The organism is Paraburkholderia sp. BL9I2N2 (assembly GCF_004339745.1).
Classification (GTDB): Bacteria; Pseudomonadota; Gammaproteobacteria; order Burkholderiales; family Burkholderiaceae; genus Paraburkholderia.
On sequence record NZ_SMGP01000004.1, the window covers coordinates 968,375 to 991,130 of the forward strand.

At 62.4% G+C, this 22,756-nt stretch carries 20 protein-coding genes; 15 read left to right on the plus strand and 5 right to left on the minus strand.

Annotated elements, in window-relative coordinates; all coding sequences use genetic code 11:
- Positions 1 to 228 precede the first annotated feature (228 nt).
- The 6 genes from B0G74_RS40805 (at position 229) to zwf (ending at position 6,646) form a co-directional block, all read left to right on the plus strand.
- Positions 229 to 1,569 carry an FAD-binding oxidoreductase gene (locus B0G74_RS40805; protein ID WP_132382910.1) on the plus strand — a complete coding sequence of 447 codons (1,341 nt, stop codon included), beginning with the start codon at positions 229 to 231 and terminating at the stop codon, positions 1,567 to 1,569.
- Positions 1,570 to 1,604: 35 nt separating this feature from the next.
- On the plus strand, positions 1,605 to 2,237 hold the full coding sequence (locus tag B0G74_RS40810) for a C39 family peptidase (RefSeq protein ID WP_132382912.1): 633 nt from the start codon (positions 1,605 to 1,607) through the stop codon (positions 2,235 to 2,237).
- A 97-nt stretch (positions 2,238 to 2,334) separates the two neighbouring features.
- Positions 2,335 to 2,586, plus strand: a complete 252-nt coding sequence (locus B0G74_RS40815; RefSeq protein ID WP_132382914.1) for a hypothetical protein — start codon at positions 2,335 to 2,337, stop codon at positions 2,584 to 2,586.
- A gap of 200 nt (positions 2,587 to 2,786) precedes the next feature.
- On the plus strand, positions 2,787 to 3,893 hold the full coding sequence (locus B0G74_RS40820; protein WP_132382916.1) for a potassium channel family protein: 1,107 nt from the start codon (positions 2,787 to 2,789) through the stop codon (positions 3,891 to 3,893).
- 45 nt (positions 3,894 to 3,938) lie between these two features.
- Complete coding sequence (lhpI, locus tag B0G74_RS40825; RefSeq protein WP_132382918.1) at positions 3,939 to 4,874, plus strand: bifunctional Delta(1)-pyrroline-2-carboxylate/Delta(1)-piperideine-2-carboxylate reductase; 936 nt, start codon at positions 3,939 to 3,941, stop codon at positions 4,872 to 4,874.
- Positions 4,875 to 5,164: 290 nt separating this feature from the next.
- A complete protein-coding gene (gene zwf / locus B0G74_RS40830; protein WP_132382920.1) occupies positions 5,165 to 6,646 on the plus strand; it encodes a glucose-6-phosphate dehydrogenase in 1,482 nt (493 codons plus the stop codon).
- Between the two features lie 356 nt (positions 6,647 to 7,002).
- Here zwf and B0G74_RS40835 read toward each other — a convergent pair whose 3' ends face one another.
- The 4 genes from B0G74_RS40835 to tssJ form a co-directional block, all read right to left on the minus strand.
- Positions 7,003 to 7,482 carry a DUF2778 domain-containing protein gene (locus tag B0G74_RS40835; protein WP_132382922.1) on the minus strand — a complete coding sequence of 160 codons (480 nt, stop codon included), beginning with the start codon at positions 7,480 to 7,482 and terminating at the stop codon, positions 7,003 to 7,005.
- Positions 7,483 to 7,662: 180 nt separating this feature from the next.
- Positions 7,663 to 8,442 (minus strand): type IVB secretion system protein IcmH/DotU, encoded by a 780-nt coding sequence (icmH, locus tag B0G74_RS40840; RefSeq protein WP_132382924.1) that lies wholly within the window; start codon positions 8,440 to 8,442, stop codon positions 7,663 to 7,665.
- A complete protein-coding gene (gene tssK, locus B0G74_RS40845) occupies positions 8,439 to 9,785 on the minus strand; it encodes a type VI secretion system baseplate subunit TssK (protein ID WP_132382926.1) in 1,347 nt (448 codons plus the stop codon). The genes icmH and tssK overlap by 4 nt, the downstream gene beginning before the upstream one ends.
- Positions 9,786 to 9,893: 108 nt before the next feature.
- Positions 9,894 to 10,520: a type VI secretion system lipoprotein TssJ gene (gene tssJ / locus B0G74_RS40850; RefSeq protein ID WP_132382928.1), complete on the minus strand. Its 627-nt coding sequence runs from the start codon at positions 10,518 to 10,520 to the stop codon at positions 9,894 to 9,896.
- Between the two features lie 364 nt (positions 10,521 to 10,884).
- Between tssJ and B0G74_RS40855 the strand changes: the two genes are divergently transcribed.
- The 9 genes from B0G74_RS40855 (at position 10,885) to tssA (ending at position 21,704) form a co-directional block, all read left to right on the plus strand.
- Entirely contained in the window at positions 10,885 to 11,571 is a 687-nt protein-coding gene (locus tag B0G74_RS40855; protein ID WP_165924027.1) for a tetratricopeptide repeat protein, read from the plus strand.
- 36 nt (positions 11,572 to 11,607) lie between these two features.
- On the plus strand, positions 11,608 to 12,156 hold the full coding sequence (tssB, locus tag B0G74_RS40860) for a type VI secretion system contractile sheath small subunit (protein WP_106280696.1): 549 nt from the start codon (positions 11,608 to 11,610) through the stop codon (positions 12,154 to 12,156).
- Positions 12,157 to 12,170: 14 nt separating this feature from the next.
- Complete coding sequence (tssC, locus tag B0G74_RS40865) at positions 12,171 to 13,661, plus strand: type VI secretion system contractile sheath large subunit (protein WP_132382930.1); 1,491 nt, start codon at positions 12,171 to 12,173, stop codon at positions 13,659 to 13,661.
- 72 nt (positions 13,662 to 13,733) lie between these two features.
- Positions 13,734 to 14,237 carry a type VI secretion system tube protein Hcp gene (locus tag B0G74_RS40870; protein ID WP_020070381.1) on the plus strand — a complete coding sequence of 168 codons (504 nt, stop codon included), beginning with the start codon at positions 13,734 to 13,736 and terminating at the stop codon, positions 14,235 to 14,237.
- 85 nt (positions 14,238 to 14,322) lie between these two features.
- Entirely contained in the window at positions 14,323 to 14,802 is a 480-nt protein-coding gene (gene tssE / locus B0G74_RS40875; protein WP_007176945.1) for a type VI secretion system baseplate subunit TssE, read from the plus strand.
- Positions 14,803 to 14,936: 134 nt separating this feature from the next.
- On the plus strand, positions 14,937 to 16,775 hold the full coding sequence (gene tssF / locus B0G74_RS40880) for a type VI secretion system baseplate subunit TssF (protein ID WP_132382932.1): 1,839 nt from the start codon (positions 14,937 to 14,939) through the stop codon (positions 16,773 to 16,775).
- The gene (gene tssG, locus B0G74_RS40885) at positions 16,739 to 17,833 is read left to right on the plus strand and encodes a type VI secretion system baseplate subunit TssG (protein WP_132382934.1); all 1,095 of its coding nucleotides are present in this window, start codon (positions 16,739 to 16,741) and stop codon (positions 17,831 to 17,833) included. The genes tssF and tssG overlap by 37 nt, the downstream gene beginning before the upstream one ends.
- 35 nt (positions 17,834 to 17,868) lie before the next feature.
- Positions 17,869 to 20,544 (plus strand): type VI secretion system ATPase TssH, encoded by a 2,676-nt coding sequence (tssH, locus tag B0G74_RS40890; RefSeq protein WP_132382936.1) that lies wholly within the window; start codon positions 17,869 to 17,871, stop codon positions 20,542 to 20,544.
- 53 nt (positions 20,545 to 20,597) lie between these two features.
- Positions 20,598 to 21,704, plus strand: a complete 1,107-nt coding sequence (tssA, locus tag B0G74_RS40895) for a type VI secretion system protein TssA (RefSeq protein WP_132383299.1) — start codon at positions 20,598 to 20,600, stop codon at positions 21,702 to 21,704.
- A gap of 92 nt (positions 21,705 to 21,796) precedes the next feature.
- Here the strand turns inward: tssA and B0G74_RS40900 are convergent, their stop codons facing one another.
- Positions 21,797 to 22,753, minus strand: a complete 957-nt coding sequence (locus B0G74_RS40900; RefSeq protein ID WP_132382938.1) for an OmpA family protein — start codon at positions 22,751 to 22,753, stop codon at positions 21,797 to 21,799.
- Positions 22,754 to 22,756: the final 3 nt, after the last annotated feature.

Consider the following 22,756-nt stretch of genomic DNA (forward strand, 5'->3'; position numbering starts at 1 on the left):
ATGCGTCACACGAATATTTGTCAAATATTCGTGTGACGCATATTTTACGTATATCTGTTTGGCGAATAAAATGCAGATATCTGTGTGGCGAATAAACGGCGCGAATGGCATGAGAGCCCCGCGGACGCGCTTCAACGCGCTTGCACAGTCGGTCTTCAGGCACAGCGGCATTGCGGACAACCGGGCCGCCTGCGAAGATTACGCCCACACTTAAAACCTGCCCGCCCGATGACCACGACTTACCCGTTGCACGCGAGCCTCACTTCCGCCGACCAGGTGTTCCCGAACCATGCCGATGTGGTGATCGCCGGCGCCGGCATCATGGGCTGCGCCGCCGCTTACTATCTGGCGCGCCGTGGCCTTTCGGTGGTGGTGCTCGACAAATCGCGGATCGCGGGTCAGCAGTCGTCGCGGGCGTGGGGATTCGTGCGTCAGCAGGGCCGCGAATCCGCCGAAGTGCCGCTGATGATGGCCGGCATCCCGCTGTGGAAAAAACTCGAGAGCGAGCTGAATTTCGATCTCGAATGGCGTCAGGGCGGCTGTCTGTACGTGGCGACCGGCGAGGAGGACTGGGCCTCGTTCCAGCAATGGATGGACGTTGCCCGTCAGCATGGGCTCGATACGCGCACGCTCGACCGCAAGCAGATCGACACGGTCGTGACCGGCATGCACGCTCCGGCGCTCGGCGGCCTCTACACGCCGAGCGATGGCCAGGCGGAACCGCGTCGCGCCGCGGCTGCTTTCGCGGCGCGGGCGGCCGAGGCCGGCGCGCTCTTTTTCGAAGGCTGCGGCGTGATCGGCGTGGAGCGCGCGGGCGGTGCGATTGCCGGCGTGGTCACCGAGCGCGGCACGCTGCGCACCTCGCGCTTCATCTGCGCGGCCGGCGCCAGCAGCTGGCGTCTGCTCAAAACGCTCGGACTCGAACTGCCGCAGCAGGCGGTGCGCGGCACCTGCATGCGCACCAATCCGCTGCCGCGCATCAGCGCGTCGACGTTCTGGGGCCACGGCCTCGGCGTGCGGCAGCGCGCGAACGGCGCGATCAATCTCGCCGACGACATGCAGGTCGACGTCGACATGACGCTCGGCCATTTCCGCGCGCTCAAGTGGTTCCTGCCCGAGTTGTGGGCGCAGCGCGAGAAGTTCAGCTTCCACCTGAACGGCGCATGTCTGCGTGATCTGCGCGAGCGTTTGCCAGGCGGCGTGTCGAATCACGAACGCGTGCTGCATCCGCGTGATCCGCATCCGCAGCCGAACGTGGGCCATGCGCCCCGGGCGTTGAAAAAACTGCGCGCCTTGTTCCCCGCGTTGAAAGACGCGCAGGTGGTCGAATCGTGGGCCGGTCTGATCGACGTGCTGCCCGACGGCATTCCGGTGATCGACGCGCCGCCGCAGGTCAGCGGGTTGACGATCGCCACCGGCTTTTGCGGTCACGGTTTCGCGATGGGGCCGATCGTCGGCAAGCTGCTCGCGGAATTGAACGATGGCGGCCAGGCGTCGCTCGATCTGTCGGCGTTCCGTCTGCAGCGTTTCTTCGACGGCACGATGCAACGGCCTCGCAGCATGCTGTAAAAAACTTCTGTCTCAATCTTCCTCCCGCACCACCAATGAACGAACCGACCTTGCGCCACGCCGGCGTGCCGTACTACACGCAATGGGGCAGCCCCGACTGGGTTGGCCGGATCGTCGAGCAGCACGGCGATCCGTGCGCCGATCCCGGCTGGCAGCGCAGCGGCTTCTCCGATCCCGAGCGTTACCGCTTCTGGGCCAGGCGCCTGTGCGGCCTGACGTGCCTCGAGTCGGCGCTCGACTATTGGCGCATCGAACACGCACCGCGCGCCGCGCTGCTCGACGAAGCGTTGCGGCATGGCGTGTACCGCATGCGCGAGGATGGCGGCGTCGACGGTTTGATCTATCGGCCGTTTGCCGATTGGGTGGCTGGCGCGTTCGGCGTTCAGGTCGACGTGCTGCCGCAGGCGTCCATCGAAGACATGGCCGCGCGCCTGAACGCCGAGACGCTGGCGATCGTTTCCGTGAGCCCCGAAATCCGCTATCCCGAGCGGCCCAATCAGCGCCAAGGCGGTCATCTGATCCTGCTGCACGGACGCGGCCGCGATGGCGTGTGGTTTCACAATCCCTCGGGCATCGCGCCGCATCAGGCCGATGTGTATCTACCGTTCGAAACCATGGTGCGTTTCTACGCCGGGCGCGGCATGACGCTCAGCCGGATCGCGCGCTAGGCGCGACGTGCGGCGGGTGGGGCGTCCGGTGGGCGCGATGTTCGGGCCCGTTTTCTGCTGGATAGCCGGTACCGACTTCTGCGCTACCGGAACCGCCATGAAACGAACCTACGCCCTCCTTGCCGCCAGCTTGATGGCTCTTGGCTCCGCCGCCTCGGCGGACGCTGCCAGCCGCGACGATCAGGCCAAGGCCTGCCGTGGCGACGCCATGCATTTCTGCGCCGCCGACATTCCCAACGAAGACAAGATCACCGCCTGCATGAAGCAGCACGTCGATGAACTCAGCCCAGCGTGCCGCGCGATGTTCAAGGGTGGCAAGAAGGGCGGCGACAAAGACACGTCGCAGTGATGGCGGCGCGGCTGCTTTCGGCTTTAGCCTGGCTTGAACGCACGGCCATGCGCGAGGCTGATCAGGCTGTGTCGAACCGATCTTCAACCGCGCGCTAACGCGCCCGTCGTCGCGCGACTTACCGCCGCGCTTTCCCGATCCGGCCCCAGGGCGCGCGCGGCGTCGTAGAATCGCTTGTCCTCGACTCCCGGAGCCGCCGCGTGCCTGATTCGCCCAAGCCGGAGCCACGTCCGCCGCGCTTCCGTTTGTCGCGCCGCGCCCGCACGCCCTGGCAGGCGCCGCGCGCCCGCACGCTGTTCACGCGGCCCGCGGCGTCGCCGCAGCGCATGCTGTTGCATCGCGTCTATCTGGTGGTCGGCCTGTGCGTGCTCGCCTTCGCCGTGCTCTACATCGATCGGGACGGCTTGCGCGACGCTAACCGCAAAGTTCTCGGCATCGTCGATTTGATGTACTTCACGATGGTGACCGTGGCCACCGTCGGCTATGGCGACATCGTACCGGTGACCGCCCGCGCGCGGCTCATCGACGCCTTTTTCATCGTGCCGATCCGCATCGTCATCTGGTTCGTGTTTCTCGGCACCGCCTATCAGTTCGTCATTCAACGCGTCATCGAGGAATTCCGCATGAAACGCCTGCAAAAGCGGTTGCGCGATCACGTCGTGATTTGCGGCTACGGATTGAGCGGTTCGGTCGCGGTGCGCGAGTTGCTGGAAAGCGGTTTCGCCGCGGAATCGATCGTCGTGATCGATCCGCAGCAGGCGGCGCTCGAAGCGGCCACGGGGCTCGGCGTCGCCGGCCTGCTCGGCGATCCGTCGCGCGAAGATCTGTTGCAGCAGGCGCAGGTGCATATTGCCCGCGCGATCATCATTGCCGTCACCGACGACGCCACCGCGATCCTGCTCACGCTGACCGTGCGCAGCGTCGCGCCGCAGGCCAAGATCGTCGTGCGGATTCAGGAGCAGACCTATCAGCGCCAGTTGCGCCAGGCCGGCGCGAACGTGATCGTCTCGTCGACCAAGATCGGCGGTTTGCTGCTCGCCGACGCGGTCGACAGCGAATACATCGTGCCCTTCGTGAACGATCTTTTGTCGGCACGCGGCCGCGTCAACCTGGTCGAACGTCAGGCGACGGCGCAGGAAGTCGGCCGCTGGAGCAATGCGTTGCCGGGCGCGGTGGTGGTCGGCCTGGTGCGCGCGGGACGCGTGCTGTCGTTTTACGAAGACGAGCCGTGTCCAATCGAGGCGGGCGATCTGCTGATGGTGATCCAATCGTCGCGCCGGCCGAACGAAACGCCCGCCGCCTGCTAGCCCATACGAACTCAACCTTCTGCCAAGGACTGGAACGACCTGCCCATGACCCACCCGACCACGCAGACTTTCGACGCCGCCGCGACCACGCGGCTGATTCCCTATGCAGCGCTCGTCGACGCACTCAAGCGCGCGACGATCGACTACGCGCAGCAGCGCATCGCGAGTCCCGAGCGGCTCGTCGTGCCGCTCAACGAAGACGGCATCATGCTGTCGATGCCCGCCACCGCGCCCGACCTCGCGATCCACAAGCTGGTCAACGTGTGCCCGGGCAACGGCGCGCGCGGCCTGCCGACCATCCACGGCAAAGTGATGGCATTCGACGCCGACACCGGCGAGACGCTTTTCATTCTCGACGGCCCGACCGTGACGGGACGCCGCACGGCGGCGATCTCGATGCTCGGCGTCGACACCTTCGCCGCCGGCACGCCGCGCGAATTCCTGTTGATCGGCACCGGCACGCAGGCGCTCAACCATCTGGAGGCGATCGGCGAACTGTTTCCCGACGCGCGCGTGTGGGTGAAGGGCAGTGCGCCCGCGCGCGCCGAGGCGTTTTGCGCCGCGCATCGGGACAAGGCGCGCGATCTTCAACCGCTGATGCAACCCGGCGCCACGATCCCCGATTCGGTCGACGTGGTGATCGCGCTGACCACTAGCAGACAGCCCGTCTACGACGAAGCGGCGCGCGCGGAGCGGCTCGTGATCGGCGTCGGCGCATTCACGCCGGCGATGGTCGAGATCGGCGCGCGCACCCTCGGCGGCAGCGCGCTTTTCGTCGATGATGAAGCGGGCGCCCGCCACGAAGCCGGCGACTTCATTCAGGCGGGCGTGGACTGGGCTCAGGTCGGCGGCATCGCCTCGGTGCTCGACAATCCAGCGTTGTTGCCGCAAAAAAAACCGGTCGTATTTAAAAGCGTCGGCTGCGCCGCGTGGGATCTGGCGGCGTGCCGCGTGGCGCGCGAGGCGTTGTCAGGTGGTTGAAGGCTTGGCGAAAAAACGTGCGTGTGAGGGCCGCGTAAGCGGCCTGCGGGCGTGCTTTGCAACAGCATAGGGCGTGGCTCGCGAGCATCGAAAAAGGCCTTGAAAACAGGCCTTTATGGCGTCCGGTTGGCATATTGCGCTAACCTGAGGCACATGTTGCCGTGCAAACAATCTCAAAACGTTGCACCATAGGCGTTTGCCAGAAAAAGTGCCGGTCCGCCGGCACGGCGCTGCTGCTTTTTTCTGCCCGTTGACCGACGCCTTATCCCTCACGACGCTGCGACCGCGCTATGACGACCCACCACGCTTCTGCCACTCCCGACCTGCCGCTCGACATGATCATCTTCGGCGGCACCGGCGACCTGTCGTTTCGCAAGCTGCTGCCCGCGCTCTACATGGCGCATCTGCACTGCAATCTGCCGCCGGACACCCGCATTCTCACGATCGGCCGCAAGCCCTGGTCGCGTGAGGAGTACATCAACGAATTCATGGAGCTGAAGGCCAAGCCCTTCATCGAAAAGAAAGCATTCGATGCCGGCGCCTGGGACAAATTTCTCGCGCTGTTCGAATACGTGCGCATGGACGTCGATTCGGTCGAAGACTATCAGCGCCTGAAAGAAGTATCGCGTGAAGGCGTGCGCCGCGTGTTCTATCTCGCGACGTCGCCGGATCTGTTCACGAATATCTGCGACAACCTCTCGGCGGCGGGACTGGTGGACGCCAACTCACGCATCGTGCTCGAGAAGCCGCTGGGTCACGATCTGGCCTCCGCGCAGGAAATCAACACGGCGGTCGGCAAGCATTTCAGCGAAGCGCAGATCTACCGGATCGACCACTACCTCGGCAAGGAAACCGTGCAGAACCTGATGGTGCTGCGCTTCGGCAATCCGATTTTTGGCCCGCTGTGGCAAGCGCCGTACATCAAGAGCGTGCAGATCACCGTGGCGGAGACGGTCGGCGTGGGCAGCCGTGCGGGCTTCTACGATAAAACCGGCGCGCTGCGCGACATGGTGCAGAACCACTTGCTGCAATTGCTGTGCATCGTCGCGATGGAGCCGCCGGTGTCGCTCGACCCGGACGCGGTCCGCGACGAAAAGCTCAAGGTGCTGCGCTCGCTGCGGCCCATGACGCCCGAGGACATCGCGCGCGATACCGTGCGCGGCCAGTACACAGCGGGCGCCGTGGATGGCGAGGCCGTGAAGGGTTATCAGGAAGAAGACAATGTGCCGGCGGGCAGCCGCGCCGAAACCTTCGTGGCATTGCGCGCGCATATCAACAACTGGCGCTGGGCACACGTGCCGTTTTTCCTGCGCACCGGCAAGCGGATGCAGAAGAAGGTGTCGGAGATCGTCATCGAATTCGCCGAACTGCCGTTCTCGATCTTTCCGAAGGGCGGTCGCAATTACGGCAATCGTCTGGTGATCCAGTTGCAGCCGGAAGAATCGATCCAGTTGCAGGTGCTCGCGAAAGAGCCGGGCAGCGGCATGCATATGCTGCCGGTGAATCTGAATCTGGATTTGCAGCAAGCCTTCACCGAGCGTCGCGCGGAAGCGTATGAGCGCTTGCTGATCGACGTGATTCGCGGACGCCTCACGCATTTCATGCGGCGCGACGAACTCGAAGCGGCATGGGCGTGGGCCGAACCGATTCTGGAAGGCTGGGGCAAATCGGGCGAAAAGCCGCGCGGTTATACGGCGGGCACGTTTGGACCGGCGGCATCCACGGCGCTGATGGCGCGCGAAAATGCCGTGTGGGCGGAAGAGTCTCAATAAGCTTTGCTTCAGCGCTAGATGGAGATGGCCCGCATTTGCTGGCGGGCCACAAAGTTGGCACCCCGAAGCCTATCGCCTGCTGGACAGGTGCTTCCATGCGACTACGCTTGTGAATACAACAACGACGGCCGCGATCAGATAGCCCGAGACGATGAGGATAAAGTTAGTCCACGCCTCGATATCGTAGGCATCGGGCATCCAGGCGGGATACAGCGAACGCAGCAGGCGTCTCACGAAGTCCGCGAGCCATAGCGGTATTTCAAACGAAAGCTGTTGCGATCCCCAAGCGAGTGCTGTGCCCAATGCCAACCATACTGCGAGCGTGCTAGCGCACCATCGAAGCAATCGTGCATGTCTCATCGGACGTCGACCCGCCCGTATGCTCGCATGTCAGTTCCGGGCATTTGCATTGTGGGTTCGAACGCGCGGATATGACGTTGGAGGCGTTCAAAATCAGCCGGATTCTTGACGGTAATGCAGCCTTCGCTGAGACGCCTTTCGCCTTCGGGGTGAAGGCGAAACTGGCCTCGCCGGATACCATTGATCATAGTGAGATCGCCGCCGTGCGGATTCCAGAGCATGAACCACTTGTGTCGGTCAGTACTACCCATGTGCTCGGCAATAAAATCTCTTAGCCCGCCGAAGCGCCCACCCGATTGCCGATCCACGATGTAGTAGGTGCCGGGAGGAATCGGGCCGACATCCACATCGGCCACTTCGTCCGGGTTGTCCCGGCCTATCTTCTGCCCTGAGTAAGCCTCGACCTGGCCGAAGCCGGAGCAGACCAGCTGCGAAGTCTCTTTTCGATTGAGTGTGAAGCTACAGAACACAGGCATCGTTTTTTTCGTAGTGGAGAAAGACTCCTTCTAGCATTGCTCTTGCGGGCTTGTATATAGGACGATTTATTCTTGACGAAGTTTTACACTGGCCGATTCCATGCGGATATCCAGGCCGTCGAGGACGAAGAAAAGCCCGCGCGATGGCGGGCCACAAAGTGCCTATGGATCGACGCGGCTCTAAGGCAACGAAATCGTCAACGTAGCCGATTGCGGCCCGAGCTTGACCACCTGCGAATACGGCGCGAGCGAGCGCAAGGTCTGATCGCGCAGATAGGTATTCAGGCCGAGATAAGCCAGCAATCCAACCAGCGCAAACACGGCGCCGATCGACCACAACGGCACCTCGCGTTTCAGACGATGCGCGACCTGATCCGGCAGCGGCCAATGCGGCGCGAACTGCGCGCGCTTGCCCTTCAGATGCGCGATTTCGTCACCGATGCGCGCGGTCAGATACGCGAGCTTCTCCGGTCCTTCGAGCAGATACTTGCCCTGATAACCGAGCAGCAGGCACATGTGAAATACCTCGAGCGACTGCAAACGCGCCGCGCCTTGTGCGCGGCACTCCTCGAGATACTGGAAGAATTTCTCGCCCGCCAGTTGCTCGCCGAACAGCACGAGTTGCAGCGGCCGGCGCTCCCACTCCGTGCGGATCCTGAAGGTGGACGACAAGACCGATTCGTCGATAGCCGCGCAGAACGCAAACTTCGATGCGTAGACATCTTCGGCCGACGCATTGAGCTTCTTCGCGCCGCGCTCGAAGTCGCCGAGAAACTGCTGGATGCGCTGGCTGAATTCCTGCGCGTCGCCGGGTTCGCGACCGTTCTTCAACAGGAACAGCATGAAGAAGCCGTCGTACAAGAGATCGAGCAGCGAGCGGACCTGATAGCTCGGCTCGGTGATGGGTGCGGGCGCGGCGGAAGGCGTGCTGCCGCCAAAGAGGGATGGCGCGTAGCTCATGATGTGACGGCGATCAGTTCGAGTTGAAGATCGTTGATGCCCGACGGCGCGTAGATCATTGCCGATTGGGCCTGCAACATACGGTCGTACAGCGCGCCGCGCGCTTCGAACGAGAAGTAGCACGCACCCGGACGAACCGGAATGGCGGGCGGCACCTGCGGCGTGTAGACGAGCCGCACGCCCGGCATGGCCGAGAGCACCAGTTTGTCGACGTCGTCTGGCGCGCCGACCTTGAAGCGCGCGGGCACGGCTTCCACGAGTTCGGCGGTCGGCATGTCCGCCGACACCGCGATATAGAACATGGTCTTGTCGTCGATCTTGCCCGAGTCGAGGCGGCCCGCATGGAACGACGGACGCACTTCCTCGAGCGCGATCGCGAAGTAGCGCGTGGAGATCACGGTTTCGAGCAGATCGCGCAGGATCGTGTCGAGGCGCGCGAAGCCGGGGCCCGGATCGTCGTGCCGGTAAGCCGGCAAGTCGGACAGCGCATAGCCCTTTGAAAACGTCATCAACTGGCCGGCGAGGCGCAGCAGTTCCTGGAACAGACGTTCGGGGTGCAGCGCCGAATGCTGGTACAGGTGCGCGAGCGAAGCGAATGCCGCGCTCGCGGTATGCAGCAGCCAGAACGAAGCGATGTCGCCGGAACGGAACTCGATGATGTTCTTGGTCGGCTCGCGGTGAAAACCGTACAGCGCATTGACCTTGGCCTGTAGTGCGTCGATCAGCTGGCGCAGGCGCTGATGCAGGATCGGCGATGCGTCGATGGCGAGGCAGGGCGGCACGAAGTTGTCGTCGATCTCGAAGCCCGAGGTGGCCGTGCGGCGCACGCGCACGAGCGGCACCGACAACAACTGGTCGCGCGGCTCGCTGTGCGCGATGAGTTTGACGCTGGTCTTCAGGAAGGTGATGTCGGCTTCGGCGGCGTCGGTGAAATGATCGGCCACCGGCGTCTGCTCGCTGACGTAACGCGACACGAAACCGGCGTTGCTGTCCTGCGCGTAGTTCGCGCCGGTTTCGCGCAGCGGATGCAGCGCGAGATAAAACGTGAATTCGTTGATGCCGTCGGGCAGCGTATCCAGCGCGATGGGCGGCGACAGGTCGTCGGCTTGCGGGGCGGAATAGAGCGCGCCGTCGGGGAACACCAGCGAGAGTTCGCTCACACGCAGCACGTTGCTGCCGAGCGCGTCGCGGTCGAAGCGCGCCGAACGCACGCCCCAGTTGTACGGCTGGATCGCCTGGATCGATTCGAACAGGCGCGCCTCATGATAGGCGTCCTGACGCTGAAAATGCTGCGGCCTTAGAAACAGGCCTTCCCCCCAGAGCACTTTTGCGGAATAACTCATCTCAAACCTGTTATATGCGTTCAGCGTGTGGCGCACCCGGAGATAACCGATTCGAGCGCCGCATTGTTAATTCTCTAAAAACTGTTAAATCGTATTTGACCGGCATCTTTATCCGCAGCTTACCGAAGAAAGCATATTCAGCGATTGCGCGGGCAATCCCTGTTCCGGCGGGATCACGGTGCCGTTGGTCACCGTCATTGCACAGTTATGCAGGCCGATCATTATGCCGGATTTCTCCGACTTCGCCGGGTCGAAGGCGAATTTCCAGCGCTGCATCGCCGGATCACGGAATAGCGCGACGATACCGAATGCCTGCGCTTCACGCGAGACTTTTTCGGTAACAACGTAGCGCTGGCCCGGGATCAGTGTTACTTCACGCACGCCCAGCAAATCGCCGCCCAATGTGCTCTTTTCCTTGGCCGGATCGGTAAATGCGTCGAATGGCGCCTGCTGGAATGAAGTCGGGTCTTTCAGCGTGTAAAGCCGTACCACCAGCGCCAATGGCCGTTTGTCATTCGCGGCATTCAGATTCGGCGCGGCATATAAGGTAAGGCCGACATTGCGCGGCGGTTTCTGGGCATCCGGCAGGTCCGGCTTGCCGAGGCCGCTCGCCTGCAAAGCCGCGTTGGCAGCGGCTCCCAGCACCGTCACGCCGGCCGCGCAGCCGCCCAGTAGCGCGCAGGCGGCCGCATGAGCAATCAATAGCGATGCATAGCGAATAACACGCGAATTCATATACATCGACCGGCTCGGCGCCGTCCCCCGTCAAAACACCAATAACGAATTCAATCCGGCAAATTTGCAGCCACGCTATGCCGCGTAATGCCGCTTTATGCAACGCGCATGTAACTACCGGTGCTCCTGTGTTTGCGGGCGGCGAGTGGAAATTTTTTCCGGTACCCGCATCACCGCTATTGCAGCAGGAAACAATTTCTGCATGTTTCATTTAAATGATCCACATGCATTTTTTTCGTGCAATCCTTCTTCACACGAAAGTTGAATTATCGAAAATTGGCCTGTACTATACCCGCGCACTTGAAGCAAAGCAAAAACTCCGGTTTCTCCTTGAATTAGAAAATTCGCACGTCGGTGAAAAACGATGAATGAGCGTCTGTTAGTAAAACTATCTGGGGTTGTGTTGGCATGCGGCGTGATGGCCGGTTGCGCGACACAGGGCAACGTGGCGAGCACACCGGAGGCTTTTAATAAGCAACTTGCGGATGCGGATACCGTCGCAAAGGGCGGTGATCAGGATCGCGCTATCGCGCTTTATCAGCAACTTTCCAAATCCGATCCGACGCGTGAAGAACCGTGGTCGCGTATTGCGCAGATCCAGTTCACCCAAGGCCATTACGGCCAGGCTATCGTTGCCGCGCAAGAAGCGCTGCAACGCGACCAGACCGATCGTCAGGCAAAGAGCGTGCTGGCGGTGGCCGGCCTGCGCGTCGCCACGCAATCGCTCGGCGAATTGCGTCAGGACGCGTCGCTCGCGGGTGATGCGAAGTCGGACGCGCAAGCGCTCGCCAAGCAGCTGCGCGACACGCTCGGCGAAGCCACGCTGTTCCCGCCCGACGCGAGCGACAAGCAGGCGGTGAAGAAAAAGCGCGTGATTCGTCACGTCGCCAAGGGCAAGGCCGTGGACGCACCGGAAGCCACCGCGACCACCACCAGCGCCGCGGCGCCCGCCGCCACGCCGGCTGCTCCCGCCGCGCCGGCAGCGCCTGCCGCACCCGCCAAAGCCGCGCAAAGCGGCGGCGCGTCCGATCCGTTCAGCGCGCTGCGCTGATCCACACGCCTGATCCATCAGCACCGGGAGCCGACGATGGCGAAGAAAGAAAGCATTCAAAAACGCTTGCAAAAAGTGCGGCCGCCCCGCGTTCAATTGACCTATGAGGTCGAGCGCGGCGATGCGATCGAGGTGAAGGAGTTGCCGTTCGTCGTCGGCGTGGTCGCCGATCTGGCGGGGCAGTCTGAAGTCGAGCAGCCGAAGCTGCGCGATCGCAAGTTCGTCAATATCGACCGCGATAATTTCGACGACGTGATGAAGGCGATCGAGCCGCGCGCCGCGTTTCAGGTGGAAAACCGCCTGAGCGAAGCCGGCGGCAAATTCGCTGTCGACCTGCGCTTCAAGTCGATGGCCGATTTCAATCCGGACGAAGTGGTCGCGCAAATCGAACCGCTGCGGCGCCTGCTCGAAGCGCGCTCGAAGCTCGCCGATCTGCGCAACAAGCTGGCCGGCAACGACAAACTCGAAGACCTGCTGAGCGAAGTGCTCAACAACACGCAGCAGTTGCAAACGCTGGCGAAAGACCAGAGCAACGCGGCGGACCAGCACGGCGGCGCGCCGGACCACGACAAGCAGGGCGAATAAGCACGGGGTGTGAGATGAATCAGCAAACGGCAGCAGCCCAACTCGCTACCGCGCAAAGCGGTACGGAATCCACGCTGCTCGACGAAATCGTCGAGAAAAGCCGCGTGGCGAAGTCCGATTCCGAGCACGCGCGCGCGAAAGACCTGATCGGCGAACTCGTGCATCAGGTGCTCGACGGCACCGTGGTCGTGTCCGACAACCTGTCGGCTACCATCGACGCACGCGTTGCCGAACTCGACCGCCTGATCTCCGCGCAGTTGAGCGCGGTGATGCACGCGCCGCAATTCCAGCGCATGGAAAGCACGTGGCGCGGTCTGGACTATCTGTGCAAGGAAAGCAATACCGGCGCAACGGTCAAGATCAAGGCGCTGCATGCGCCCAAGCGCGACCTGGTGCGCGACTTCAAGACGGCGATCGAATTCGATCAGAGCGCGCTCTTCAAGAAGATCTACGAAGAAGAATTCGGCACGTTCGGCGGCTCGCCGTTCGGCACGATCATCGGCGACTTCGAAGTGACACGCCAGCCCGAAGACATGTACTTCATCGAGCAGATGTCACACGTCGCGGCGGCCGCGCATGCGCCGTTCATCGCGTCGGCGTCGCCCGAATTGATGGGCCTTGAAACCTTTGCCGATCTCGGCAAGCCGCGCGATCTCGGCAAGGTGTTCGACACGGTCGAATACGCGAAGTGGAAGTCGTTCCGCGACGCCGAAGATTCGCGCTACGTCGGTCTCACGCTGCCGCGTTTTCTGGGTCGCCTGCCGTTCAATCCGAAAGACGGCGCCACGGCCGAGGGTTTCAACTTCGTCGAAGACGTGGACGGCACGGACCACAGCAAATACCTGTGGTGTAACGCGGCATGGGCATTCGCCGCACGCCTGACAGCGGCATTCGACGACTTCGGCTGGTGCGCGGCGATTCGCGGCGTGGAAGGCGGCGGTCTGGTGGAAGATCTGCCCACCCACACGTTCAAGACCGATGACGGTGAAGTCGCGCTGAAATGCCCGACTGAAATCGCGATCACCGACCGCCGCGAAAAGGAACTGAGCGACCTCGGTTTCATTCCGCTCGTGCACTGCAAGAACTCGGACTACGCCGCGTTCTTCGCCGCGCAATCGGTGCAGAAACCCAAGAAATACAGCACCGACAGCGCGAATGCCAACGCAGTGTTGTCCGCGCAATTGCAGTACATCTTCTCGGTATCGCGCGTCGCGCATTACCTGAAGGCGATGATGCGCGACAAGATCGGCAGCTTTGCATCGGCACAGAACGTCGAAGTATTCCTGAACCGTTGGATCTCGCAGTACGTGCTGCTGGACGACAACGCGACGCAGGAGCAGAAGGCGCAGTTCCCGCTGCGCGAGGCATCGATACAGGTCTCGGAGATTCCGGGCAAGCCTGGTGCGTATCGTTCGGTCGCATTCCTGCGTCCGCACTTTCAACTGGACGAGCTGTCGATCTCTTTGCGGCTTGTCGCTGACCTGCCGAAACCGGCTAATTCATAAAGCAAGTCAGCCAACCCGCGCTGGCCGCCCGGGTTGGCTGTTAAAACCACCTCTTTGGGGAGTCGATGAGTTATGAAGGATATCTATTTAAAATTCGGCAATCCGGCGATCAAGGGCGAGTCCGCCGATAAGGATCACGCCGGCTGGATCGAAATCGATTCGTGGAGCCACTCGATCACGCAACCGCGTTCGGCAACCGCCTCGACCGCAGGTGGTCACACCTCCGAGCGTTGCGAACATGCCGACATGCAGTTCACGAAAGACATCGACGTGGTCAGCCCGCTGATCTACCAACACGCGTCCGGCGGCACGACGTTCGACGAAGTCACGATCGACTTCATGCGTTCGGATGGCGAAGGCAATCGCATCAAGTACCTGGAAGTCAAACTCAAGTACGTGATCATTTCGAGCGTGACGCCGAGCGTGGTGGGCGAAGGCCTGCCGACCGAACAGTTCTCGCTGAAGTACGCCGCCGTGCAGTGGAAGTACACGCAGCAGAAGATTGGCGGCAACCAGGGCGGCAACGCGCAAGGCGCGTGGAGCCTGACGAAGAACGACAAGACGTACGCGGTCTGATGCGCGGGTGCACGCGGCGCGCGGGGCTCGAAAGGGTTGTCGCTCACGGTGTGTGCCTTGCATCGATCCGTTTCTTCGGACGCTGATGAAACGCTTCGAACCCAGCTTTCTCGACAAGCTGTTCGACGACGAACCGCATCTGCCGGCTTCCCCGGCGATGCGGCAATTGTCGTTGGATGAATTGAAGAGCACGGTCGCGCGCGACGTGGAGGCGATCCTGAATACGCGCATTGCGCTGACCGAGCACGAACTGGCGGCGCTGCCGGAATGCCAGCGCTCGGTGCTCACGTACGGTCTGAATGATTTCGCGGGCCTGAGCCTCGCAAGCCATTACGACCGCACCTTCATTTGCAAATCGATTCAACAGGCCATTGCGCGGCACGAGCCGCGCTTGCAGCAGGTGGCGGTCACGCTCGAATTGAACGAACAATCCACCAATGCGCTGAACTTCGCGATTCAGGCGCTGTTGGTGGTCCATCCGGCGGAAGAACCGGTGAGTTTCGATGCGATGCTGCAGCCTTCCACGTTGCAATACTCGGTGACGCGCGCACGCGCGAAGCTGTAGTAGCAGAATTTTCAACCGCTGCATTCGCGTAGCGGCGTTGTCTAGCAGTTGCTTTTGTACCGCTTTGCCGCAGCCGTTACGCGCGACGGTGGCGATAGTTTGGGCGGAGAGGCTTCAGGTCCGGGGATAGATCGATGGAAGAATTGCTGCCGTATTACGAGCGCGAGTTGTCATTTCTGCGGCGCTATTCGCGCGACTTCGCCGAGCGCTACCCGAAGATCGCGGCGCGTCTGGCCATGTCCGGCGAACACTGCGAGGACCCGCACGTCGAGCGGATGATCGAATCGTTCGCGTTGCTCGGCGCGCGCATCAACAAGAAACTCGACGACGATTACCCCGAATTCACCGAGGCGCTGCTGGAAGTGCTGTATCCGCACTACCTGCGGCCGTTTCCGTCGTGCTCGATTGCTCAGTTGGGCACGTCCACCGCGCTGAGTCATCTGACCGAACCGGTTCGGGTCGAACGCGGCACCGAACTCAAGTCGCGGCCCATTCGTGGCGTGCAATGCCGTTTCCGTACCGCCTACGACGTGACGCTGGCGCCGATCCGCATCTCGGAGGCGAAATACACGTCGGTGGCGATGGCGCCGAGTGCCACCGTGCTGCCGGGCAATGCCACGGCGATCGTGTCGATCACCTTTGAATCGACGGCGGCGCAACTCGATCTCTCCGCGCTGAAAGTCGGGACACTGCGCACGCATCTGCACGGCGAGCAGTCTTTTATCGCGGCCTTGGCGGATTGTCTGTTCATCAACGGAATGGCCACTTACGTGGAAGCCGACCGTCGCGGCGTGTGGAAACAATTGCGCGAATCGCCGGTCGTGCAAGCCGGTTTCGACGAAGAAGACGCGCTGATCGACTATCCGGCCAAATCGCACCCGGCGTACCGGTTGCTGACCGAATACTTCGCGTTCCCCGAGAAATTCAACTTCGCCGACTTCGATCTGGCGGCGATGACACGCGCAAGCGGCCGCTGCCAGCGTTTGACGCTGCATGTCGTGTTGAAGGAAGTGCGCAGCGACTCGCACATTGCGCGGCTGCTGGATTCACTGGCCGCGCATCATTTCCGCCTGTTCTGCACGCCGGTGGTGAATCTGTTCGAACAGCACGGCGAGCCGATCCGTATCAGCCATCAGGCGATTTCGTATCCGGTGATCGCCGAAGCGCGTCGCGCGTTTGCCTACGAAGTCTATTCGATCGATTCGGTGAAGCTCGTCAGGCAACAGGCGAATGAAGAATCGGTAATTGAATTCCGGCCGTTCTATTCATTGCATCACGGCGAAGCGGCGCGTGCGGGTCACTATTGGTTCGCACGGCGCAATGATTGGGTCGCGCAGAAAAGCCCCGGCTACGAGACTGAAATCTCGATCGTCGATATCGACTTCGAACCGGCCGCGCCGCAAACCGATACCTTGAGTCTCAATCTGACGTGTACCAATCGCGATTTGCCCGCGGGCCTCGCGGTGGGACTCGAAGGCGGCGATCTGTTTCTCGAAGGCGGCTCGCTGACCGGCAGCATCTCGATGCTGCGCCGGCCTACGCCGAGCGTGCGCTTCGAGCGCGGACGCGCCGCGCATTGGCGGCTGATCTCGCATCTGGCGTTGAATCACGTATCGCTCGCGAATAGCGGCTTGTCGGCGCTCAAGGAAATGCTCGTGCTCTACGACTTGCGGCGCACGGCGGTGTCCGCGCGGCATATCGACGGGCTGGTCGGCATCGAACAGCGCGCCGCCGTGCAATGGCTGCCGGGCAAACCGTTCGCCACGTTCGTGCGCGGCATCGAGATTCGTTTGACGATCGACGAAGAGCATTTCGTCGGCACGAGTCTCGCGTCGTTCGTGCGCGTGATCGACACGTTTTTTGGGCTGTACGTGCATCTGAACAGCTTTGTGCAACTGGTCGTCGTGTCGAAGCGCACTGGCGAGGAGATTCTGCGATGCAAACCGCGCAGCGGCGAATCGATCCTGGCGTAGTCGAGCAGCTTCTCGACGAGCCGCATCGCTTCGAATTTTTTCAGGCGGTGCGGATTCTCGAGAAGTGGTTCGCGCAGCAATCGCCAACCCACACCGGACGTCCCGGCGAAATCGTCGCGCGGCGGATTGCCTTTCGCAATTCGCTGTCGATGTCGTTTCCGCCGAGCGAGATTCACGGCGCGCAGTCTTACGACGACGCAGGCGCGGCGCTGAAGGAAAAAGCACAACGCACGGTGGCGCTCGAAAACGGCTCGCTCGACAAGGTCGATATCACACCGGCTTTTTTCGGTTTGCTCGGCGGGCAGGGCGCATTGCCGCTGCATTACACCGAGCAGATCATCGCGCGTGAGCAGATCAAGCGGGATCGCGCCGCGCGTGAGTTTTTCGACGTGTTTTCGAATCGTGCGACGGCGCTGTTCTACGCGGCGTGGAAGAAATACCGCTTACCGTTTCACTACGAGCTGGATCGCGACGAACGCTATTTGCCTTTGCTGCTCGCGCTCGCCGGCGTCTCCGACGACGATACGCGTAACAGCCTGCAAAGCGGCGATGGCGCGCTATTCGACGAGGCGATTGCCGGTTACGCGCTGGCTGCGCGGCATCGCCCGGTATCGGCGGCTTATTTGCAACGCACGCTGTCGGAGTACTTCAAGGTGCCGGTGCGCGTCGAGCAGTTCATCGGTAAATGGTACGACGTGCCACGCGATCAGTTGACCTTGCTCGGCAGCGTCAACGCGACGCTCGGCGCGACCGCGCTGGCGGGCGAGCGCGTCTGGCAACGCGACATGCGCGCGCGTCTCGTGATCGGACCGCTCGACAAGGCCGACTATGAAGCGTTTTTACCGGGCGCCGATCGCGCGGTGGCGCTCGAACGCATGCTCACGCTGCTCGCGGGCGTCACGCTCGAATACGAGGTGTCGCTGGTGCTGCGTCGCGAGGCCGTCGGACCGAGCCTGTTGAGCAAGGGCGCGCGCCTCGGCTGGGACGCGTTCCTCTGCACGAAGGAAGCCGACCGTGACCGCGCGGATGCCCGCTACGAATTGCACGTGATTCACTGACCATAACGACAGAACCCGGACCCGGACCGCACGACATGAGTACGTCCCTCAATACCCTGATCGCCAAACTGAACCCGACCTGCCGGCAGGCTGCTTTGCTGGCGGCGAACAATTGTCTTGCGCGCGGTCACTACGAGGTCGACCTCGAGCATGTGGTGCTGGCGCTGCTGGACGAACCAGCGAGCGACGTCGCGCTGGTGCTGCGCGCGAGCAGGATCGACATGCACGCATTGCGCGCGGATCTCGAGCGCGAGTTGCAGCGTTTGAAAACCGGCAATACGCGCACGCCGGTATTTTCGAAGCATCTGATCGAGTTGCTCGAACAGGCGTGGCTGATTGCGTCGCTCGATTCGCAGATCGGGCGGATCCGTTCGGGACATCTTCTGCTGGCGCTGCTGACCGCGCCGGATCTCGCGCAATTCGCCGAGCGCATGTCGCCGTTGCTGCGCGACGTGCGCGTGACCGACCTGAAGCACAAGTTCGATGAGCTGACCACGGGTTCGCGCGAAGTCGAGCGCAGCAATGAGACGCAAAGCGCGGAAAGCGGCGCGGACGATGGGACGCCGACCGATACCGCGCCGGGCGCGCCGTCGAAAACGCCCGCGCTCGACACGTACACGAGCAACCTCACGCAGCGCGCGCGTGAAGGCAAGATCGATCCGGTGATCGGCCGCGAGGGCGAGATTCGCCAGACCATCGACATTCTGATGCGCCGCCGCCAGAACAATCCGATCATGACAGGCGAAGCGGGCGTCGGTAAAACGGCGGTGGTCGAAGGTCTCGCGCTGCGCATTGCCGCCGCCGACGTGCCCGCGCCGCTCAAAGGCGTAGCGCTGCACGTGCTCGACATGGGTTTGCTGCAAGCCGGCGCGAGCGTGAAAGGCGAGTTCGAAAACCGCCTGAAGAACGTGATCGACGAGGTGAAGAAGAGTCCGCATCCGATCATTCTCTTTATCGACGAAGCGCACACGATCATCGGCGCGGGCGGCCAGGCAGGGCAGAACGATGCGGCTAATCTGCTCAAGCCGGCGTTGGCGCGAGGCGAGTTGCGCACCATTGCGGCCACCACATGGAGCGAGTACAAGAAGTACTTCGAGAAAGACGCTGCGCTCGCGCGGCGTTTCCAGGTCGTAAAGATCGAGGAGCCGAGCGAGACGCTCGCCGCGGCCATGTTGCGCGGCATGGCCGCGTTGATGGAAAAGCACTTCAACGTGCGCGTGCTCGACGATGCGATCACTGAAGCGGTACGTCTATCGCATCGCTACATCAGCGGCCGGCAACTGCCGGACAAAGCGATCAGCGTGCTCGACACCGCTTGTGCGAAAGTCGCGCTCGCGCACAGTTCGACACCCGCAGCCATCGACGACACGAAGAAGCGCCTGGAACGTATCGACGCTGAAATCGCCGCGCTGGACCGCGAAGTGGCGAGTGGCGCGCTGCACGACGAACGGCTCGCCGAATTGCGCGGCCTGCGCGAAGAAGACCTCAAGGATCTCGCCGAAGACGAAGCGCGCTACGACAAGGAACGCGCATTGGTGACGGAGATCGTCGGCTTGCGCGCGGACATCGACGCGGCGCGCGTGAGCAGCGCTGACCCTGAACAAGCCGACAAGGCACAGCAGGCACGCGAAACGCTCGGCACGCGCGTAGCCGAATTGCACGCCTTGCAAGGCGGCCAACCGATGGTGCCGTTGCAGGTCGACGGCCACGTGGTCGCCGAAATCGTCGCTTCGTGGACCGGCATTCCGCTTGGCCGCATGGTCAAGGACGAAATCCAGACCGTGCTGAACCTGCAACCGCTGCTGGCCGCGCGCGTGATAGGCCAGGACCACGCACTCGACGCGATCGCGCAGCGCGTGCGCACCGCGAGTGCAAATCTCGAAGACCCGAACAAACCGCGCGGCGTGTTCATGTTCGTCGGCCCGTCGGGCGTCGGCAAGACCGAAACCGCGCTCGCGCTGGCCGACGTGCTGTACGGCGGCGAACGCAAGATGGTCACGATCAACATGAGCGAGTATCAGGAAGCGCATAGCGTATCCGGCCTGAAAGGCTCGCCGCCGGGCTATGTCGGTTACGGCGAGGGCGGCGTGCTGACCGAAGCGGTGCGCCGCAATCCGTATTCCGTGGTGCTGCTCGACGAAGTCGAAAAGGCGCACCCCGATGTGCTCGAAATGTTCTTCCAGGTGTTCGACAAGGGCACGATGGACGACGCCGAAGGCCGCGAGATCGATTTCCGCAACACGCTGATCATTCTCACTTCGAACGTCGGCTCGCAGGCGGTGATGCAGGCCTGCCTGAACAAGAGCGCGGAAGAGTTGCCCGACGCCGACGAACTCGCGGAGACCTTACGTCCGCAACTGTACAAAGCGTTCAAACCGGCATTTCTCGGCCGCATGAAAGTGGTGCCGTACTATCCGATTTCCGACGACGTGCTCGCCGAAATCATCGAATTGAAGCTCGATCGGATTCGCCGCCGCATCGAGTCGAATCACAAAGCGGTGTTCGAGTGGGACGAGTCGCTGGTCGATGCGGTGCTCGCGCGTTGCACCGAGGTGGACTCCGGCGCGCGCAACGTCGATCACATTCTGAACGGCACGCTATTGCCCGAAATCGCGCAGCAGGTGCTGGAGCGTGTGGCGAACGGCGCGGCGATCGAACGCATTGCCGTGCGCGCGAGCGAGGCCGGCGAATTCGATTACACGGTGGTGTGAACGGACGCGCCAATCTGTTTTAATGCCGTACCGGATACTTATTGCTTTCTTTCATGCCGATCAATCTGAACACGTTGCTGGCTCCGCTCAGCGAAACCTCGCCTTGTGGCGAAGATCTGCTGTTTTCAGCGGATTTCGATGCGATTCAGCACGCGCGCCGTTTCGAAGACCCGTCGCTGGATCAGGGCGAATGGGTCACGGAGATCAAGGAGGCCGATTGGCCTTTTGTGGTCGAGCGTTCGGGCAGTCTGCTGCAAACGCAGACCAAGGATTTGCGCCTCGCCGTGTGGCTCACTGAAGCACTCGCGATCGACGAGGGCATCAATGGTCTTTCGCAGGGCTACGCGCTGTTGACGGGGCTTTGCGAGCGCTACTGGGATCACGTGCATCCGCTGCCGGAAGGCGACGACACCGAGTATCGTCTCGGCAACGTCGCGTGGCTGGTCGGCCGCACCGGCGATCTGCTGCGCGCCATGCCGCTCACGTCGTCGCAAGGCAATGCGTACAGCACGATCGATTGGGACGTGGCCACGCACGTCGCGCAAGCCGTCAAGCGCGATCCGGATCACGCCGACGATATCGCGCGCGGCAAGCCGTCGATCGAACAGATCGAGGCGTCGAAGCGCGCTACGCCGTCGGCGTTTTACTCGGCGCTGCTTGTCGATCTTAAAGCGTTCGAAGCGGCCATGCTCGCACTCGAACAGGAACTGGACCGGCGCGCCGCCGACTCCGCGCCGAGTTTCCGTCAGGCGAAGGACGCGTACGAAAGCGTCTACCGCCTGGCCGAACGCTTTGCACGCGAACTGGGCGTGAACGCCGAAGCGCCGCCGCCCGCGAAAACGCCTGCGCCCAACGAAGTCGAACGTGCCGAGCCTACTTTCAAGACCGCACCGGAACGCGAGGAACCTGTGTTGACGACCATGCCGACGAGCCCGATTGCAGGAATCCAGAGCCGCGCGCAGGCCGTCGCGCAGTTGCGTGCGGTGGCCAAGTTCTTTCGCGCGACGGAGCCGCATAACCCTGCCGCGTATTTCGCCGACAAGGCGGCGGAGGCAGCGGATATGCCACTGCATCAATGGCTATCGACCGTGGTGAAAGACGACGGATCGCTCGCGCATATTCGCGAGTTGCTGGGCGTGAAGCCGGAAGAGAACAGCTGAACAAAGCCTTCAACGCAGCAAACAAAAAAGCCTGGCTTCGGTTATCTATCGAAGCCAGGCTTTTTTCATGCACACCGCCACGCAGGGCTAACTCAAGATCCCGCACGAAACTCGATGCGCCTATTACGTGCCCGTCCATCGGTCGTGTCGTTCGACGCGATCGGCTGATCCGGACCGACGCCCGTCGTCGTCATCTGTTGCGGCGGGATGCCTTTCGCGACCAGATAACCCTTCACCGCATCCGCGCGCGCCTGGCTCAGCGCGATATTCGACGTGCGGTTGCCCGAGTTGTCAGTGTGCCCGATGATCGCGACGGTCTTGGTCGTCATTTTCCCCATCGCGGCGGCCATCTGATCGAGAATCGCGCGGCCTTGCGGTGTGAGCGTCGCGCTGCCGGTTTCGAATTCGATCGTGCGATTCGCGAGCGTCTGATCGAGCAGGCCTTGTTCGGAAGCGCTCACGCGCAGACCGTTCTTGATCGTGTAAGTCGGGTTCAGCGCATTCGCCATGTCGCTCGCAAGCTGCTGGCGCTGTGATTCGTTGTGCACTTCGCCCTTCACGTCGATCTGCGTGCCGTCGATTTTCAACTGGCCCTTGCTGATCTGCTTCAACTGCGGGCCGATCAACTTTTGCACGTTCGCGGACCAGTTCGGCGGCGTGGCCACATCGGCGACTTCGATTTGGTCGACCACGTTGGCCGCGCCGTACGTATCGCGCAAGCGCGCAAGCACGGCCGCCTTGGTCGCTTCGTCCGGCACCTTGCCGCCGACCACGACCTGGCCCGGCGTCGCGTTGGCGGGCGGCGGCGCCGCGGTAATCGCGCCGGTGCCGGCGCCGGTCGTGCCGCTCGCGAGTCCCGCCGTATTCACCGCAGGGCCAGCATTGCCCACCGGCGCCGACGAAGCCGGCGGCAGCATCGTGGTGTGAATCGAAATGCCGCTGTTGTCGACCGGCGTGACGCGAGCCGGGCCGTCGTTGTCGGCATGCGCGAGGACGCTCAGCAGAAGACCGGCGAGCAGCACGGACGTGCGAATGGAGAGATTCAGCATCGT

Coding starts and splice junctions, on each gene's coding strand:
- B0G74_RS40805 (WP_132382910.1), top strand. CDS start 229: ATGACCACGACTTACCCGTTGCACGCGAGCCTCACTTCCGCCGACCAG.
- B0G74_RS40810 (WP_132382912.1), top strand. CDS start 1,605: ATGAACGAACCGACCTTGCGCCACGCCGGCGTGCCGTACTACACGCAA.
- B0G74_RS40815 (WP_132382914.1), top strand. CDS start 2,335: ATGAAACGAACCTACGCCCTCCTTGCCGCCAGCTTGATGGCTCTTGGC.
- lhpI (WP_132382918.1), top strand. CDS start 3,939: ATGACCCACCCGACCACGCAGACTTTCGACGCCGCCGCGACCACGCGG.
- zwf (WP_132382920.1), top strand. CDS start 5,165: ATGACGACCCACCACGCTTCTGCCACTCCCGACCTGCCGCTCGACATG.
- B0G74_RS40835 (WP_132382922.1), bottom strand. CDS start 7,482: ATGCCTGTGTTCTGTAGCTTCACACTCAATCGAAAAGAGACTTCGCAG.
- icmH (WP_132382924.1), bottom strand. CDS start 8,442: ATGAGCTACGCGCCATCCCTCTTTGGCGGCAGCACGCCTTCCGCCGCG.
- tssK (WP_132382926.1), bottom strand. CDS start 9,785: ATGAGTTATTCCGCAAAAGTGCTCTGGGGGGAAGGCCTGTTTCTAAGG.
- tssJ (WP_132382928.1), bottom strand. CDS start 10,520: ATGAATTCGCGTGTTATTCGCTATGCATCGCTATTGATTGCTCATGCG.
- B0G74_RS40855 (WP_165924027.1), top strand. CDS start 10,885: ATGAATGAGCGTCTGTTAGTAAAACTATCTGGGGTTGTGTTGGCATGC.
- tssB (WP_106280696.1), top strand. CDS start 11,608: ATGGCGAAGAAAGAAAGCATTCAAAAACGCTTGCAAAAAGTGCGGCCG.
- tssC (WP_132382930.1), top strand. CDS start 12,171: ATGAATCAGCAAACGGCAGCAGCCCAACTCGCTACCGCGCAAAGCGGT.
- B0G74_RS40870 (WP_020070381.1), top strand. CDS start 13,734: ATGAAGGATATCTATTTAAAATTCGGCAATCCGGCGATCAAGGGCGAG.
- tssE (WP_007176945.1), top strand. CDS start 14,323: ATGAAACGCTTCGAACCCAGCTTTCTCGACAAGCTGTTCGACGACGAA.
- tssF (WP_132382932.1), top strand. CDS start 14,937: ATGGAAGAATTGCTGCCGTATTACGAGCGCGAGTTGTCATTTCTGCGG.
- tssG (WP_132382934.1), top strand. CDS start 16,739: ATGCAAACCGCGCAGCGGCGAATCGATCCTGGCGTAGTCGAGCAGCTT.
- tssH (WP_132382936.1), top strand. CDS start 17,869: ATGAGTACGTCCCTCAATACCCTGATCGCCAAACTGAACCCGACCTGC.
- tssA (WP_132383299.1), top strand. CDS start 20,598: ATGCCGATCAATCTGAACACGTTGCTGGCTCCGCTCAGCGAAACCTCG.
- B0G74_RS40900 (WP_132382938.1), bottom strand. CDS start 22,753: ATGCTGAATCTCTCCATTCGCACGTCCGTGCTGCTCGCCGGTCTTCTG.